Source organism: Acuticoccus sediminis (assembly GCF_003258595.1).
Taxonomy (GTDB): Bacteria; Pseudomonadota; Alphaproteobacteria; order Rhizobiales; family Amorphaceae; genus Acuticoccus; species Acuticoccus sediminis.
Genome location: NZ_QHHQ01000001.1, coordinates 34,486 through 48,744 on the forward strand (window position 1 = coordinate 34,486; position 14,259 = coordinate 48,744).

Here is a 14,259-nt window from a genome sequence, read left to right on the forward strand (position 1 = left end):
CGTCCCGTCCACCGGGCCCGCCGACGCGCGCCTCATGCGCGAGAGGCCGACTTGAGTTCCATCCTCGCGGCGCTTCCGGCGCCGCATATCCTGGCCGCGGTGCTCGGCTCCGTGCTCGCCGCCGCCATCCTGCGCGGCCTCACCGGGTTCGGCTTCGCGCTCGCCGCCGTCCCCCTCCTCTCGCTGGTCGTCAGCCCGGAGCAGGCGGTGACGCTGGCGATGCTGCTGCAGCTCATGATCGGTATCCGCGATTCCATCGCGCTGCATGCCGTCCTCGACCGGCCGTCCCTCGCCCGCCTCTCCATCGGCGCGCTCCTCGGCACGCCCGTCGGCGTCGCCTTCCTGACGGTGCTGGAGCCGTCGGTGATGCGCGTCGCCATCGCGGTCATCGTCATCGTCGGGCTGGTCTTCATCCTGCGCGCGCCGAAGAAGGCGGCAGCCGACCGGCTGCGCCTCGCGGTCCCGACCGGGATCGTTGCCGGCCTCTTCGCGGGTCTCGCCGCGATGCCCGGGCCGCCCGCCGTCGCCTACTACCTCGGCACCGACCGGCCGGCCAACGTCACCCGCGCGTCGCTCATGATCTTCTTCTTCGTGACGTCGCTGATCGCGGTGCCGCTGCTGTTCCTCAACGGCGCCGTGGACCTCACCATCGCCGGGGCGAGCGTCGTCGCCTTCCCGGTCTTCATCCTCGGCACCGCGATCGGCACCCGCCTCTTCAGGCGCACCAGCGAGACGGGCTACCGCTCGCTCGCCATCGCGACGCTCGTCTTGATGGCGCTGGCCGCCGGCATCCGGGGGATCGCCGGCCTGCTCTGACCGCCGGAGCGCGGTCCGCCCAATCCGAGAGGACACGAGCGCGCTCGCCCCATAGCTCCGGCGCGATTGCTCTTCGCTCAGGTTGCTCCAACCTGAGCGGCAAGCGCGCTAGCGATGGCTCGCCGCCCACTTCAGCGGCTCGAGGCGCGCCTTGCGGACGGTCATGTCCTCCGGGTCGGCCGTGTCGACGAAGCCGAGCTCGCGGACGAAGTCGAGCATGAAGCGATTGGACGACAGGACGTCGCCGTACATCTCCTCGATGCCCTCGGAGGCGGCGTACTCGATGAGGCGGACCATCAGCGCGCGGCCGATGCCCTGCCCCTTGAGGTCGCTGCGCACGAGGACGGCGAACTCGGCCGTGCGGTAGTCCGCGTCCGCCGCGAAGCGCGCCACGCCCAGCATGGCGCCGTCGTCGTCGAGGCCGATGAAGGCCATCGCGCGGGCATAGTCGATCTGGGTCAGCCGCGCGATCTCCTCGTGGGTCAGCGTCGAGAAGAGACGGAAGAAGCGCCGGCGGATGTCCTCCTTGGAGACCTTCGCGAGGAAGTCGGGGTAGAGCGCCTCGTCCTCCGGGCGGATCGGGCGGATCTGGATCGTGCCGTACGGCACCTTCTCCGGCTTGTCCCACTCGCTGGGGTACGGGCGGATCGCGAGGCGCGGATTGCCGCCGGGGGCGACCCGCTCGGCCGGCGCGACGCGGATGCGCGCATCCACCGCCACGACGCCCGTCGCGTCGGCGAGCAGCGGGTTAATGTCGAGCTCGCGGATCTGCGGCATGTCGGCGACGAGCTGGGAGAGGTGCACCAGCGCGAGGGCGATCGCCTGCCGGTCGGCCGCCGGCTTGTCCCGGTACCCGGCGAGGAGCTTGCCGATGCGGGTGCGGTCGATCATGTCCTCGGCGAGGAGCAGGTCGAGCGGCGGCAGCGCGAGCGCCTTGTCCTTGACCACCTCGACCGCCGTACCGCCCGCGCCGAACAGCATCACCGGCCCGAATGTCGCATCGTCGGAGATGCCGAGGAGCAGCTCGTGCGCGTTGGGGCGCTTGACCATCGGCTGGACGACGACGCCGTCGATGTGCGCGTCGGGCCGCCGCTTGCGCACCCGGTCCAGCATCGCCGCGGCCGCCTCGCGCACCTGGTCGGGGCCGGACAGGTTGAGCTGCACGCCGCCGACGTCGGACTTGTGGGTGATATCGCGCGACAGGATCTTGATGGCGAGCAGCGGATGCTCGGCCATCTGCTCGGCGAGCGCGGCCGCCTCGTCCGGCGTGCGGGCGATGCGCGTCTCGTTGACCGGCACGCCGTACGCGGCGAGAACCGCCTTGGCCTCCACCTCGGAGAGGATCTCGCGCCCCTCCTTGAGGGCCGAGTCGATCGCCCACTGGGCGGCCTCGCGGTCCGGCTCCGGCCCCGGCGGAAGGCTCGCGGGGGTGCGCATCAGGTGGATCTGCGACTTGCGGTGACGCACCAGCGTGTCGAACGCGTCGATGGCCTGGCGCGGGGTCGCGTGGGTGGCGATCCCCGCCCGCTCCAGCACCTGCGCGGCCTGGGTGGCCGTCGCGCCGCCGAGCCAGGTGGCGAGCACCGGCTTGCCCTTCGGGTTGGCCCGGCCGATCGTCGCGACCACCGCCTCGGCCGCCTCCGACGATGAGGCAAGGCCGGTCGGGCAGTTGATGACGAGAATGGCGTCCGCCTCCGGCTCCGCGAGCAGCGACTCGAGGGCGGCCTCGTAGCGGTCGGGTCCGGCGTCGCCGATGATGTCGACCGGGTCGCCGTGCGACCACGTGGACGGCAGGCTCGCGTCGAGGGTCGTCATGGTGCCCGGCGAAAGCTCGGCGAGCCGGCCGGACGTCTTCGCCAGCGCGTCGACCGCGAGGACGCCCGCGCCGCCGCCGTTGGTGAGGATCGCGAGACGGTCGCCCTTCAGCGGCCGGTGCCGCGCCAGCGCCTCCGCGGCGTCGAATAGCTCCTGCAGGTCGTCGACGCGCAGGACGCCCGCGCGGTCGAACGCGGCCTCGTAGACGTCGTCCGCCCCGGCCAGCGCCCCGGTGTGCGACGCGGCCGCCTTGGAGGCCGAGGCGGAGCGGCCCGCCTTGATCACGATGACCGGCTTGGCACGCGCCGCAGAGCGGGCCGCGGACATGAACTTCTTCGCGTTGGTGACGCCCTCGAGGTACATCAGGATCGCGCGCGTCTGCCGGTCCGCCGCCATCTGGTCCAGCATGTCGCCGGTGTCGATGTCGGCCATGTCGCCGAGCGAGGCGACGGTCGAGAAGCCGATCCCGCGCGCCTCCGCCCAGTCGAGCATCGCGGTGATGATCGCGCCGGACTGGGAGAGCAGCGCCACGTGGCCGCGACCCGCCGTGAGGTGCGCGAAGCTCGCGTCGAGGCCCATGTGCGGCACCTGCAGGCCGACGCAGTTCGGCCCCATGATGCGCAGCGTGAACGGCTTGGCGGCGTCCAGCATCTCCTGGCGCAGCGCCCCGGTGACGCCCGCGGTGATGACCACCGCCGCGCGCGCCCCCTTCTCGCCCAGTTCGTGGATGAGCCCGGGGACGGCCGTCGCCGGCGCGACGATCACGCCGAGGTCCGGCACGAACGGCAGGTCCATGACGCTCGGATAGCAGGGCTGGTCGCCGATCGCCTTGTACTTGGGATTGACGAGACCGATGGATCCGCGGAAGCCCGCGCCGGTCAGGCGGCGCAGGACGACCCCGCCGAGCGAGCCCCTCCTGTTGCTGGCGCCGATCAGCACGACGCTGCGCGGCTCGAGGAGGTACTCGAGGTTACGTACGGTCATCGTTGGACTCCCTGCCGTCAGGTCAATGTCTTAGCGTCCCGGCACGGTCGTGCCTTGACGGGGGTCAACTTTGTTGACAAGGCGCCGGAAGCCCGAGGGCCGCACCCGCCCGCGCCACCACGTCCTCGATGCCGCCGTCCGCGTCCACCTCGTCCCAGTCGAGCGGCCCCAGCGGCCGGGAGAGCTGCGCGTCGACGACCGCCACGTCCGCGTCCGATGCGTCGCCGGTGCGCGCCTCGACCCGCCGGTGCAACGTCCGGGCCGGGGCGGAGAGCCACAGGCCGGCGAACGGAACGCCCCGCTCCTCGGCAAGACCGCGCGCGAGGCCGCGCATCGCCGCGTCGGCGAAGGTGGCGTCGAGGATCACGGTGGCACCTGCCCGCAACGCGCGGCCGGCCTCGACCATCATGCGCCGGTAGACCGCGCGGTTGGCCTCCGCCGTATAGGAGCCGGCGCCCAGCCGTTCCTCCGGCGCGACGCCCGCGAGGCGCTTGCGGACGGTGTCGGAGCGGACCACCACCGCCCCCGCCACCGGCGCGAGGGCACGCGCCACCGTCGACTTGCCGCTCCCCGAGAGGCCGCCGACGGCAATCAGCCGCGCTGCCGCCGGACGCTCCAGGTAGTGCCGCGCCATCGCCGCGGACGGCGCCGCGTCCTGGCCCTTGGCGAGCCGGGTGAGCGCCCGCACCATCGCCCGCTGCGACAGGAACAGCGGCATCACCGCAAGTCCGCAATAGTCCCGCGTCGCCTCGAGATAGCGCGACAGGAGCCGCCAGGAGAGCGCCTCCCGCTGCCGCGAATCGAGGTCCACCAGCACGAAGGCAAGGTCGTAGAGGACGTCGATCGTGGCGATGTCCTCCGAGAATTCGATGGCGTCGAACGGGGTCGGCCGCCCGTCCCAGAGGCAGATGTTGGAGAGATGCAGGTCGCCGTGGCAACGCCGGGTGAACCCGTGCCGGCCGCGCCGGTCGAGGAGCCCGCGATGCTCGGCCGCCACGGAGCGGGCTGCCGCGTACCAGGCCTCGACATCGTCGAGCACCGGTCCCGGCTTCAGGCCCGCCGCCACGTCGCGGTGGAGCTGGTCGGAGCGGGCGGCGACCGGATCGGCCCCCGCCACGTGCACGACGGGCGCGGTCCGGTGCATCGCGGCGATGCCGTCGGCGGTGGCGTCGATGATCTCCGGCGTGAGGGTGCCGCGGTCGGCCATCACGTCGAGCTGTTCGTCGGCCGCGAACCGGCGCATCTCGACCAGCCACTCGACGACGTCGCCCTCGCCGCCGAGGGCGAGGCCGTCAGGCCCCCGCGTCACCGGCACCACGCCGACATAAAGGTCGGGCGCGAAGCGACGGTTGACCTCGAGCTCCCTGCGGCAAAAGCCCTCGCGCTTGTCCAGCGACGAGTAGTCCACGACCGCCCAGGCGATCCGCTTCTTCAGCTTCAGGACGCGGTCGCCGGCGAGGAAGAGGTGGGAAAGGTGCGTCTCGACGTGCTGCGGCGTCTCGCCCCCGTGCGCCGCCGGGCTCCCCAGGAACCGCACGATCGCGGCCTCCTCGGTAAGGTCGTCGCCGCCGTCTGTCGCGGGACCTGCCATCGTCGTCACCTCTCCTGTCCTCCGGCGCGAGGCGGCGGTCCGATGGTGCGACGGCCCGCCACGGCAGACGTTCCCCCATGGAACCACCCCAGGGAAAGCACCTATGTCTTCGACCGGGGATTTCACACTGGTGTGACATACCGGTACACCGTTGGACCGTGGAGCGGATTGCCCTTGCCATCGGGGCACCGCGCGAGGCTAGACGGGACGGGCAGACCTTCGGAGCGGACGTCGGCACCCGGCTCGGCCGTCCGGCACCCGCTCCGCCACGGGAGGACCGGGCCGCTCGCCGGCGCCCGGGTCGTTCCGACAGCGGCAACCAGGGAGGTCCCGCGCGGGCCGCCCGTTCGGGGAGATCATGGACGGGATCAGGGACATCCTATCCTCGGTGGAGTTCAACGGTCTCGCCGACCTGCTGGAGCTCGGCGGACCGGTCGTCCTCCTGTTGCTCGGCCTCTCCGTGGCGGTCGCGACCATCGCGCTCGCGAAGATCATCGCGTTCGTCACCGCCGGGGTCGGGCGCCACCAGCCCGCCCGCGAGGCGGTGCAGCTCTACCTCGCAGGCGACGCGCCCGCCGCCCGCCGCCGGGCGTCCGGGCCGGTGAGCGCGCAGATCGTTCGCTACGCGATCGACGCCTCCGCCGCGATGGCACCCGAGGCGGCGCGCGACGCAACCGAGGCCGTCGCCATCCTGCGCCTCCACCGGCTCCGCGCGATGACCGGACTGCTCGACATCATCGCCCAGATCGCCCCGCTCCTCGGCCTCTTCGGTACCGTTCTCGGCATGATCGAGGCGTTCCGCGCGCTGGAGGACCGGGGCGCCAGCGTCGACCCGTCCGTCCTCGCCGGCGGCATCTGGGTGGCGCTGCTGACGACGGCGGTGGGTCTTGCCGTGGCGATGCCCGCCTCGGTGCTCACGGCGTGGTTCGAGGGGCGCCTCGAAAGCGAGGAGATCGCCATCGAAGGCCTCGTCACCGCGCTCTTCACCGGCGCCCTCCCCGAGGAGCGGCCCGGCAGGCGCGGCCGTGGCGCCCATGAGGCGGACACCGTACCGCCCGCCGGTCCAGCGACCGGCTCGCCCAGGCCCCGACGGCCGATCCGCAGCCGATGACGCCACACCGCCACCGCACGCGCACGCTGTCGATCCTCGACGCCGGCGGCCTTCAGCCGAGGGCCGCGCGCCGTGCCCGCGCGACCTGGATCTGGAGCGTCGCTCTCGCGATCGCCGTCGTGGCGCACCTGGCGTTCTTCGTCGACTTCAACCGCAAGGCGGAGCAGACCGAGCAGCAGGAGGCGGCGAACACCGTCCCGATCGTACTGTCGCCCGACAGCCTGGAGGCGCTCCTCGGCGAGAACCAGGCCGAGTCCGACACCGCCGAGGAGGACGGCGCGAAGGCAGACGAGACCGACGCGCCGCCCTCGCCGATGGAGGGCGAACCGGAGACCGCGCAGGAGCCGGAGGCGGCGGACCAGCCGGCCCCCGAGACCCAGGGCGCGCAGGAGGCCGAGACCGCCGCCAACCTCCTGCCGCAGAAGCAGGTGGAGGACACGGCCGACGACCCCTCCGAGCCGATGGCCCCGCCGGAGGAATTCGACGTCCCGGACCTCGACGCCACGTTCACCTCGCTGGTCGACGGCGAGGCCTCCAACCCGGCGAGTGTCGAGGAGGCGGCCCCGCCCGAGGCCGAGCCCGCACCCGAGACACCGGAGGAAACCGCCGAAGAGCCGGCCGATCCTCCACCCCCGCCACCCGACGCCACCGAGGCCGCGCCGCAGGACGTCGCCGCCCCGGAGACCAGCGACGCCGCGACGGACGATCCGATCCCCGCCGAGGGCCCCGCGAACGCCGACCCGGGCGGCACGCCCACCGACGATCCCGGCACGCCCGCGCCCGCGCAGCCCTCGCTGGCGCTGCCGGATATCCGCTCCGCGTTCGAGGTCGTGAGCGGCGCCAGCACCGACCTCGCGGCTGCCCTCCCGGACATCGCCGCGCAGGAGGCGGTGGAGGCGCAGCCGGACGCCGACGCCGGCACCTCGACCGCCGGCGAGACGACGGAGCGCCCGGCGGACACGTTCTACCCGTTCCCCACCCCGCGCCCCGGCGCCGGTGCCCGCAGGTCGACGTTCTCGCAGGCCGACCCCAGCGCGCTGGAGGCCGTTCCCGTACCGCAGCCGAACCCCGAACCGGCGTCCGAGCGCGCAGCCGCCCGGCCGCAGGCCACGCAGGAGCCGACGCGGACGGCCGCCGCCACTGCCTCCGGATCCTCCGACGGCGAGGAGGCCTCATACGCGCGGGCGGTCCGCGCGATCGTCGGTCGCGCCTTCTTCAGCGCCGCCCGCCTCGGCCAGGTCGGTGCGGGAACGGCCATCGTGACGGTGACGATCGGACGCGACGGCCGGCTGATCGGCGCGGAGATCACCACCCCATCCGGCAACGCGTCGCTGGACAGGGCCGTGCTCTCCGCAGCCTACAACGACTTCCCCCGCCTGCCCGCACTCGTCGCCGGGAACTCGTTCTCCGTCTCGGTCCCGATCCGGGTCCGCTGACGCCCGCGTTCGACCGCCGCCGGGTATGGCAGCGGAGATGGCAGCGCCGTGCAGGCGGGACGGCGCGGCGGCAGAAAGCGACGGCCGGTCACATCGAAGCGGTTGGTTCGGTCCAGAGCTGATCCTATGCTTCGGGCGAACGTCCCGCCCGCCCGCGCGCGCGCATCGATCGACAGGAGCACTTTATGGCTGACCGACCCGTTCTTCTCGTGACCGGGGGCGGTCGCGGTATCGGCGCGGCCACGTGCCGGAAGGCCGCTGCGGCCGGGTTCGACGTCGTCGTCAACTACGTCCGCGACGCCACCGCCGCCGAGGCGCTGGTCGCCGAGCTGCGCGGCATGGGCGCGCGGGCCGAGGCCTATCAGGCGGACGTCTCGAAGGACGAGGACATCGCCGCCCTCTTCGCCAAAATCGACGAGCGCTTCGGCCGCCTGACGCACTTCGTCTGCAATGCCGGAATGACCGGCCGTGTCGGCCGGCTCGACGACGCGGATCCCGCCATGCTGCGCCAGGTCGTCGACCTCAACGTGACCGGCGCGCTCCTCACACTGCAGGCGGCGGTGAAGCGCATGTCCACCAGGCACGGCGGCAGCGGCGGGGCGATCGTCATCCTCTCGTCGGTGGCGGCGCGGCTCGGCAGCGCCAACGACTTCGTCTGGTACGCGGCCAGCAAGGGCGCGATGGACAGCCTCACCGTCGGCCTCGCGCGCGAGGTCGCGGGCGAGGGAATCCGCGTCAACGCCGTCTCGCCGGGGATGATCGACACCGAGATCCACGCGACCGCCGGCGACCCCGGCCGGGCCGAGCGTGCGGTGGCGGCGATTCCGGCGCGCCGCGTCGGCTCTGCCGAGGAGGTCGCCGAGGCGATCATGTACCTCCTGTCGGAGTCGGCGTCCTACGTGATGGGCGGCAACCTCGACGTCAGCGGCGGCCGCTGAGGCCACCGGTCCCGCCCGGTCCCCGGACCGGGCGGCCGTCCGAGCGAGCCGCCCTAGCGGCCGTAGTCCTTGAAGGCGTCCAGCACGCGGTCCATCTCGTCGTCCGGCAGGATCACCGGTTCGCCGGCGGCGAGCGCCATCCGGTAGACGCTGGCGAGAAGCTCCACCTCGCGCGCCAGGTCCATCGCCTTCGCGAGATTGACCCCCGCCGCGACCACGCCGTGGTTGGAGAGGAGGCAGGCGTTGACGCGCGCCATGGTCGCGCAGATCGCCTCCGACAGGGCCTGCGTGCCGAAGGTGGCGTAGGGGGCGAGCGGGATCTCCTTGCCGCCGGCCATCGCCACCATGTAGTGCGACGCCGGGATCGGCTTGCGCAGCGTCGCGATGGCCGTCGCGTTCGGCGAATGGGTGTGCACCACCGCCTTGAGGTCCGGCCGGGCGAGGAACAGGTCGCGGTGGAAGCGCCATTCGGACGAGGGCCTGCCGGTCGCCTCGCCGTCGAACGGCACCACGGCGATGTCCGCCGGCTCCATCTCCGCCGCCGGCACGGCGCTGGGGGTGATGAGCAGCCCGTCCTCGATTCGCACCGAGACGTTCCCGGCGCTGCCGACGATGAGCCCCTCCGCGAGCAGTGTCCGGTAGGCGGTGACGAGGGCGGCGCGCTCGGCCTTATGGGACATCGTCGGCCTCCTCCACCAGGGCTTTCGTCGACGGGTGTTGCGGGCGCTCGAAGATCTCCTCCGGCGTCCCCTCCTCTACCACCACGCCGTCGTCCATCACCATGATACGATCGGCGAGCGTGCGGACCAGGGCGAGGTCGTGCGCGATGAAGACGAGGGCGAGGCTGTCCTCGCGCGACAGGCGGTCGAACAGCGCCACGATCTGCCCCCGCAGCGCCGCGTCGAGCGCCGAGACCGGCTCGTCCGCGAGCAGCACCTTCGGCCCGGCGACCAGCGCGCGGGCGATGGCGATGCGCTGGCGCTGCCCGCCCGAGAACGCGTGCGGCCGCCGCTGCAGCGCCTCCGGCGGGAGGCCGACGCGTTCCAGCGCCTCGACCGCCCGCGCCCTGCGCTCGGCCCGCGACAGCGTCGTCGCATGAAGCGGCTCGGTCACGATCCGCAGCACCGTGTGGCGGGGGTTGAAGCTCGTCGCCGGATCCTGGAAGACCATCTGCGCGTCGCGGCGCAGGATCGGCGAACCGGGCGCGACGGGCGTGCCGGCGAGCGTCAGCGCGCCTTCCATCGGCAGGAGGCCGAGCATGGCGCGGACCAGGGTCGTCTTGCCGCTGCCCGACCCGCCGACCAGCGCGATCCGCTCACCCGGCTCCACCGCGAACGACACGCCCTTGACGATCGCCCGCCCGCCGCGCGCGACACGGATGTTTTCCGCCTCCAGCACCGGCGCGCGCGGCGCCGCATCGGGCCGCGGCGGCAGCGTGACGACGCGCGAGGCGGCGAGCGCGCGGCCCGCTTCGCTGCGGGGATGGGTCAGTGCATCGGCCCCCTCCTCCGCGATTGCCCCGTCCGCCATGACGACGACCCGCCCCGCACGCCGTGCGACGGAGAGGTCGTGGGTGATGAGGACGAGCGCGGTGCCCCGCTCCGCGGTCAGCCGCTCGAGAAGGTCGAGAACACGCAACGAGGTCACGGCGTCGAGCGCGCTCGTCGGCTCGTCGGCGACGACGAGGCGGGGCGAGAGTGCCACCGCGATGGCGATCGCGACGCGCTGACGCTGCCCGCCCGAGAGCTGATGCGGGTAGCGCTCCGGCCCGACGCCGGCGTCGGTGAGACCGGTCCGGTCGAGGAGTTCCATCACCATGCGCGCGCGCTCGCGCGAGGGCGTGTCGGTATGGAGGCGGATCGCCTCGTCGATCTGCGAGCCGATCCGCTTGACCGGATTGAGTGCCGTCGCCGGTTCCTGGAACACCATCGACACGACCGCGCCGCGCAGCCTCGCCACCTCGCGGTCGGGCATCCCGAGGAGCTCCCGCCCGTCGATCCGGACGGTGCCGGTGTACCGCACGCCCGCCGGCGGCAGCGCCAGCATCGCCCGCGCCGTCAGCGACTTGCCCGAGCCGGAGGCGCCGACGATGGCGACACGCTCCCCCGCCCCGATCCGCAGCGAGATGTCCCGGACGAGGGTGTCGCCACCGGCCCTCGCGGTCAGCCGTTCCAGCTCGAGCATCAGGCGCCGCCGGCGAAACGCGGGTCGAGACGGCGGTTGAACGCCTCGCCGAGGGTGGTGGCCGCGAGCACCGTGACGACGATGGCGAGGCCCGGCCAGACGGCGAGCTGCGGCGCGAGTGCGATCAGCGTCTGCGCCTCGGCCAGCATGCGGCCCCACGAGACGGTCGGCGGCTGCGCGCCGAGACCGACGTACGAAAGGCTCGCCTCGGCGAGGATGGCGATGGCGAACTGCGTCGCCGCCTGCGTCATGACGAGGGGTGCCACGAGCGGCGCCACGTGCTCAACCGCGATGCGGGCGCGCCCCTTCCCCGCGAGGCGTGCCGCGTCGACGAAGTCGAGCGCCAGCACCCGGCGCGCGGACGAGGCGGTCAGCCGCATGAACACGGGAATGTTGAAAATACCGATCGCGATCAGCGCGTTGAGCGCCGACGGTCCGTAGAAGGTGGTGAGGATCGCGGCGACGATCAGCGCCGGGAAGGCGAACACGATGTCCCCGCCCAGCATCAGCACCGAATTGCCGAGGCGGCCGGAGGATGCGGCCGCGAGCCCCAACGGCGCGCCGATCCCGACCCCGATGAGGATCGCCCCGGCCCCGACGCCCAGCGAGGTCCGCGCCCCCGCCATCAGCATGGAGAGGATGTCCCGGCCGTAATGGTCGGTGCCGAGCGGGTGGGTGAGCGCCGGCATGGCGAACCGGTGCGCCATGTCGAACCCGTCGACCGGATAGGGCGTCCAGACCAGCGCGGCGAGCGCGGCCGCGACGACGACCGCGAGGACGAGCGCGGCGGCGAGCCTCATGCGGCGCTCCTCTGCCGCGGGTTGGTCCACGCCGCGATCGCGTCGCAGAGCGCGTTGACCACGACGACCGTCGCGACGACCACGAGGCAGATGCCCTGCACGAGCGTCACGTCACGCTGCGCCACGGCCTGGAACAGCAGCCGCCCGAGGCCGGGCAGGTTGAACACGGTCTCGATCACGATGGCCCCCGCCACGAGGAAGCCGAACTGCATGCCGACGATCGTGAGGATCGGCGCCCAGGCGTTCGGGAGCGCGTGGACGATCACCGCCCCCGCCTCGCGCCGCCCCTTGGCTCTGGCGAGCGCGACGTAGTCCTCGTCCATCGCCTCGGTGACCGCGGTGCGCACGATGCGGGTCAGGATCGACGCCTGCGGGATCGCCAGCGCGATCGCCGGCAGGGCCAGCGCGCCGAGGCCGGGCCACAGACCCGCCTGCCATCCGGGAAAGCCACCGGAAGGCGCCCAGCGGAGGTAGACGGCGAACGTATATATAAAGAGTAGCCCCAGCCACAGCGCGGGGATGGAGAGGCCCACCTGCGCGGCCGTCTGCACCAGCCGGTCCGGGAGGCGGCCGCGGCGGATGGCGGCGAGGAGCCCCATCGGCAGCGCGACCCCCACCGACAGGGCGAGCGCCAGCAGCGCGAGCGGCACCGACACCTCGGCCCGCTCCGCCATGAGTTCGACCACCGGGACGTCGTAGGTGCCGGACATGCCGAAGTCCCCGGTGGCGACGCCGCCGAGCCAGCGCACGAAGCGCTCCGGTACAGGCTTGTCCAGCCCCATCTCCGCCCGGAGCGCCGCGACGGCCTCGGGCTCGGCGTTCATGCCGAGGCGAAGCTGGGCCGCGTCCCCGGGCAGCACGCTCATCGCCACGAAGACGATGGCGCTGGCCACGAGGAGTGTGCCGAGGAGCTGGGCGAGGCGCGTCAATGCCCCCACGGATGCCGCCCGGTCACTCCTTCCATTCGACGTGCGTGACGTCGTTCGCCTGGATGGGGGAGTCGTGCCAGAAGCCGGTCAGCCGCGCGTCCCAGACGCCGATCTTCGGCAGGACGAACAGGAATGCGTTCACGGCATCGTCGGCGATCAGCTTCTGCGCCTCCTGCAGCAGGCCGATCCGCGCGTCGGGGTCCGCCTCGGTGCCGAGTTTGGCCAGAACCTCATCCAGCCGGGCGTTTGCCACGTGGAAGTAGTAGTCCGGACGGCCATAGATGCCGATGTCGTTGGGTTCGGTGTGGGCGACGATGGTGAGATCGTAGTCCTTGCCCTTGAAGGCCGAGGACAGCCACTCGGCCCACTCCACCGGCTTCAGCGAAACGTCGATTCCGACCTGCCGGAGCTGCGCGGCGATGAGCTCGCCGGAGCGGCGGGCGTAAGCCGGCGGCGGCAGGGTGATCGTCAGCGAAAGGTTGGTGACGCCCGCGTCGGCGAGCAGGGCCCTGGCCCGGTCGGGGTCGTAGCCGTTCACGCCGGTGAGGTCGATATAGGCCGGATTGTGCGGCGGCATGTGCGAGCCGATCGGCGTCCCGGCACCGTACATCGCGCCCGCGATCAGCACGTCGCGGTTGATCGCGGCGGAGATCGCCTGGCGCACCTCCAGCTTGTCGAACGGGGCGCGGGCGGAATTGATCGCCAGGATCACCTCGCCCTCGGTGGTGCCGATCTCGACCGTGAAGCTCTCGTTCGCCTCCAGCACCGGGACCTGCTCCGGCGCGGGGAAGTTCGGGTAGGCGTTGACGTCGCCGGCGAGCAGCGAGGCGAGCGCGGTTCCGGGGTCGGAAACGAAGGCGAACTCCACCCGCGGCACGCGCGCGGGCTCGCCCCAGTAGCCGTCGTAGCGGGTGAGAATCACGCGGTCGCCGCGGCGCCAGTCCTCGAACATGAACGGTCCGGTCCCGACCGGGGCCTGCTTGTTGCCGTCGGCGCTGTCAGGATGGACCATCACCGCGTCACCCCAGCCGAGCGAGTACGGGAGGTTCGCGTCGGGGCGCGACAGGGTGATCTTCAGGGTGGTCGGATCGACCGCCTCGACCGAATCGATGGCGGCGAAGAGCTGCGGCTGTGCATTCTCGGCGCCCGCCGCCCGGAAGCGGTCCAGCGCGAACTTCGCGACCGAGGCGTCGAACGGCTTGCCGTCGTGGAAGGTGACGCCTTCGCGCAGGGTGAAGGTCCAGGACATGCCGTCGTCCGCGACCTCCCAGCCGGTGGCGAGCTGCGGCTGCACGGTGCCGTCCGCCGCGATCTGGGTCAGGCCCTGGAAGACATTGTCATAGAGCACCTCGTCGATGGCCGCGGCGGCGCCGGCGGTGGGATCGAGATGCGGTGGCTCGAGGGCCATTCCGACGACGAGCGGTCGTTCAACCTGGGCCATCGCACTGAGCGGGAGGACGAGGAGCGCAACGGCGAGACAAAGACGGCTGAGCATGACGTGCCCCGATATTTCGTGGTCGAGGCAGGTGTAGCGCGAGGCTCGGCGCGGCACCATAGAGGTTCCGATACGCGCCATAAGGACCCGGCTGTTGGCAAAGCGTTAAGCGTGATCCATTTGCAACACGCAATGGAACTTCGCATTCGCTACCGGGTTA

At 72.4% G+C, this 14,259-nt stretch carries 11 protein-coding genes; 4 read left to right on the plus strand and 7 right to left on the minus strand.

Going from position 1 to position 14,259, the window contains the following annotated elements; translation table 11 throughout:
- Positions 1-51: 51 nt before the first annotated feature.
- On the plus strand, positions 52-816 hold the full coding sequence (locus DLJ53_RS00130; protein ID WP_211100524.1) for a sulfite exporter TauE/SafE family protein: 765 nt from the start codon (positions 52-54) through the stop codon (positions 814-816).
- A gap of 108 nt (positions 817-924) precedes the next feature.
- Here the strand turns inward: DLJ53_RS00130 and DLJ53_RS00135 are convergent, their stop codons facing one another.
- On the minus strand, positions 925-3,615 hold the full coding sequence (locus DLJ53_RS00135; protein WP_111341156.1) for a bifunctional acetate--CoA ligase family protein/GNAT family N-acetyltransferase: 2,691 nt from the start codon (positions 3,613-3,615) through the stop codon (positions 925-927).
- 64 nt (positions 3,616-3,679) lie between these two features.
- Positions 3,680-5,206, minus strand: a complete 1,527-nt coding sequence (locus DLJ53_RS00140) for a bifunctional aminoglycoside phosphotransferase/ATP-binding protein (protein WP_111341159.1) — start codon at positions 5,204-5,206, stop codon at positions 3,680-3,682.
- A 358-nt stretch (positions 5,207-5,564) separates the two neighbouring features.
- On the opposite strand from DLJ53_RS00140, the gene DLJ53_RS00145 reads away from it, so the two are divergent.
- The 3 genes from DLJ53_RS00145 to DLJ53_RS00155 all read left to right on the plus strand — a co-directional run bounded on the left by DLJ53_RS00145 (position 5,565) and on the right by DLJ53_RS00155 (position 8,691).
- A complete protein-coding gene (locus tag DLJ53_RS00145; protein ID WP_111341163.1) occupies positions 5,565-6,317 on the plus strand; it encodes a MotA/TolQ/ExbB proton channel family protein in 753 nt (250 codons plus the stop codon).
- Entirely contained in the window at positions 6,314-7,753 is a 1,440-nt protein-coding gene (locus tag DLJ53_RS00150) for a TonB family protein (RefSeq protein ID WP_111341166.1), read from the plus strand. The genes DLJ53_RS00145 and DLJ53_RS00150 overlap by 4 nt, the downstream gene beginning before the upstream one ends.
- Before the next feature lie 185 nt (positions 7,754-7,938).
- Positions 7,939-8,691, plus strand: coding sequence for an SDR family oxidoreductase (locus tag DLJ53_RS00155; RefSeq protein ID WP_111341168.1), 753 nt, complete (start codon positions 7,939-7,941; stop codon positions 8,689-8,691).
- 53 nt (positions 8,692-8,744) lie between these two features.
- Here DLJ53_RS00155 and DLJ53_RS00160 read toward each other — a convergent pair whose 3' ends face one another.
- Genes DLJ53_RS00160 through DLJ53_RS00180 form a run of 5 tightly spaced genes read right to left on the minus strand, consistent with a single transcriptional unit; the run spans position 8,745 to position 14,099 of the window.
- A complete protein-coding gene (locus DLJ53_RS00160; protein WP_111341171.1) occupies positions 8,745-9,371 on the minus strand; it encodes a class II aldolase/adducin family protein in 627 nt (208 codons plus the stop codon).
- Entirely contained in the window at positions 9,361-10,875 is a 1,515-nt protein-coding gene (nikE, locus tag DLJ53_RS00165; RefSeq protein WP_111341174.1) for a nickel ABC transporter ATP-binding protein NikE, read from the minus strand. Before nikE ends, DLJ53_RS00160 begins: the two co-directional genes overlap by 11 nt.
- Complete coding sequence (locus DLJ53_RS00170) at positions 10,875-11,675, minus strand: ABC transporter permease (protein WP_111341177.1); 801 nt, start codon at positions 11,673-11,675, stop codon at positions 10,875-10,877. The genes nikE and DLJ53_RS00170 overlap by 1 nt, the downstream gene beginning before the upstream one ends.
- Positions 11,672-12,613 (minus strand): ABC transporter permease, encoded by a 942-nt coding sequence (locus tag DLJ53_RS00175; RefSeq protein WP_244934970.1) that lies wholly within the window; start codon positions 12,611-12,613, stop codon positions 11,672-11,674. Before DLJ53_RS00175 ends, DLJ53_RS00170 begins: the two co-directional genes overlap by 4 nt.
- Positions 12,614-12,626: 13 nt before the next feature.
- A complete protein-coding gene (locus tag DLJ53_RS00180) occupies positions 12,627-14,099 on the minus strand; it encodes an ABC transporter substrate-binding protein (protein ID WP_111341180.1) in 1,473 nt (490 codons plus the stop codon).
- Positions 14,100-14,259: the final 160 nt, after the last annotated feature.

Coding starts and splice junctions, on each gene's coding strand:
- DLJ53_RS00135 (WP_111341156.1), bottom strand. CDS start 3,615: ATGACCGTACGTAACCTCGAGTACCTCCTCGAGCCGCGCAGCGTCGTG.
- DLJ53_RS00140 (WP_111341159.1), bottom strand. CDS start 5,206: ATGGCAGGTCCCGCGACAGACGGCGGCGACGACCTTACCGAGGAGGCC.
- DLJ53_RS00145 (WP_111341163.1), top strand. CDS start 5,565: ATGGACGGGATCAGGGACATCCTATCCTCGGTGGAGTTCAACGGTCTC.
- DLJ53_RS00150 (WP_111341166.1), top strand. CDS start 6,314: ATGACGCCACACCGCCACCGCACGCGCACGCTGTCGATCCTCGACGCC.
- DLJ53_RS00155 (WP_111341168.1), top strand. CDS start 7,939: ATGGCTGACCGACCCGTTCTTCTCGTGACCGGGGGCGGTCGCGGTATC.
- DLJ53_RS00160 (WP_111341171.1), bottom strand. CDS start 9,371: ATGTCCCATAAGGCCGAGCGCGCCGCCCTCGTCACCGCCTACCGGACA.
- nikE (WP_111341174.1), bottom strand. CDS start 10,875: ATGCTCGAGCTGGAACGGCTGACCGCGAGGGCCGGTGGCGACACCCTC.
- DLJ53_RS00170 (WP_111341177.1), bottom strand. CDS start 11,675: ATGAGGCTCGCCGCCGCGCTCGTCCTCGCGGTCGTCGTCGCGGCCGCG.
- DLJ53_RS00180 (WP_111341180.1), bottom strand. CDS start 14,099: ATGCTCAGCCGTCTTTGTCTCGCCGTTGCGCTCCTCGTCCTCCCGCTC.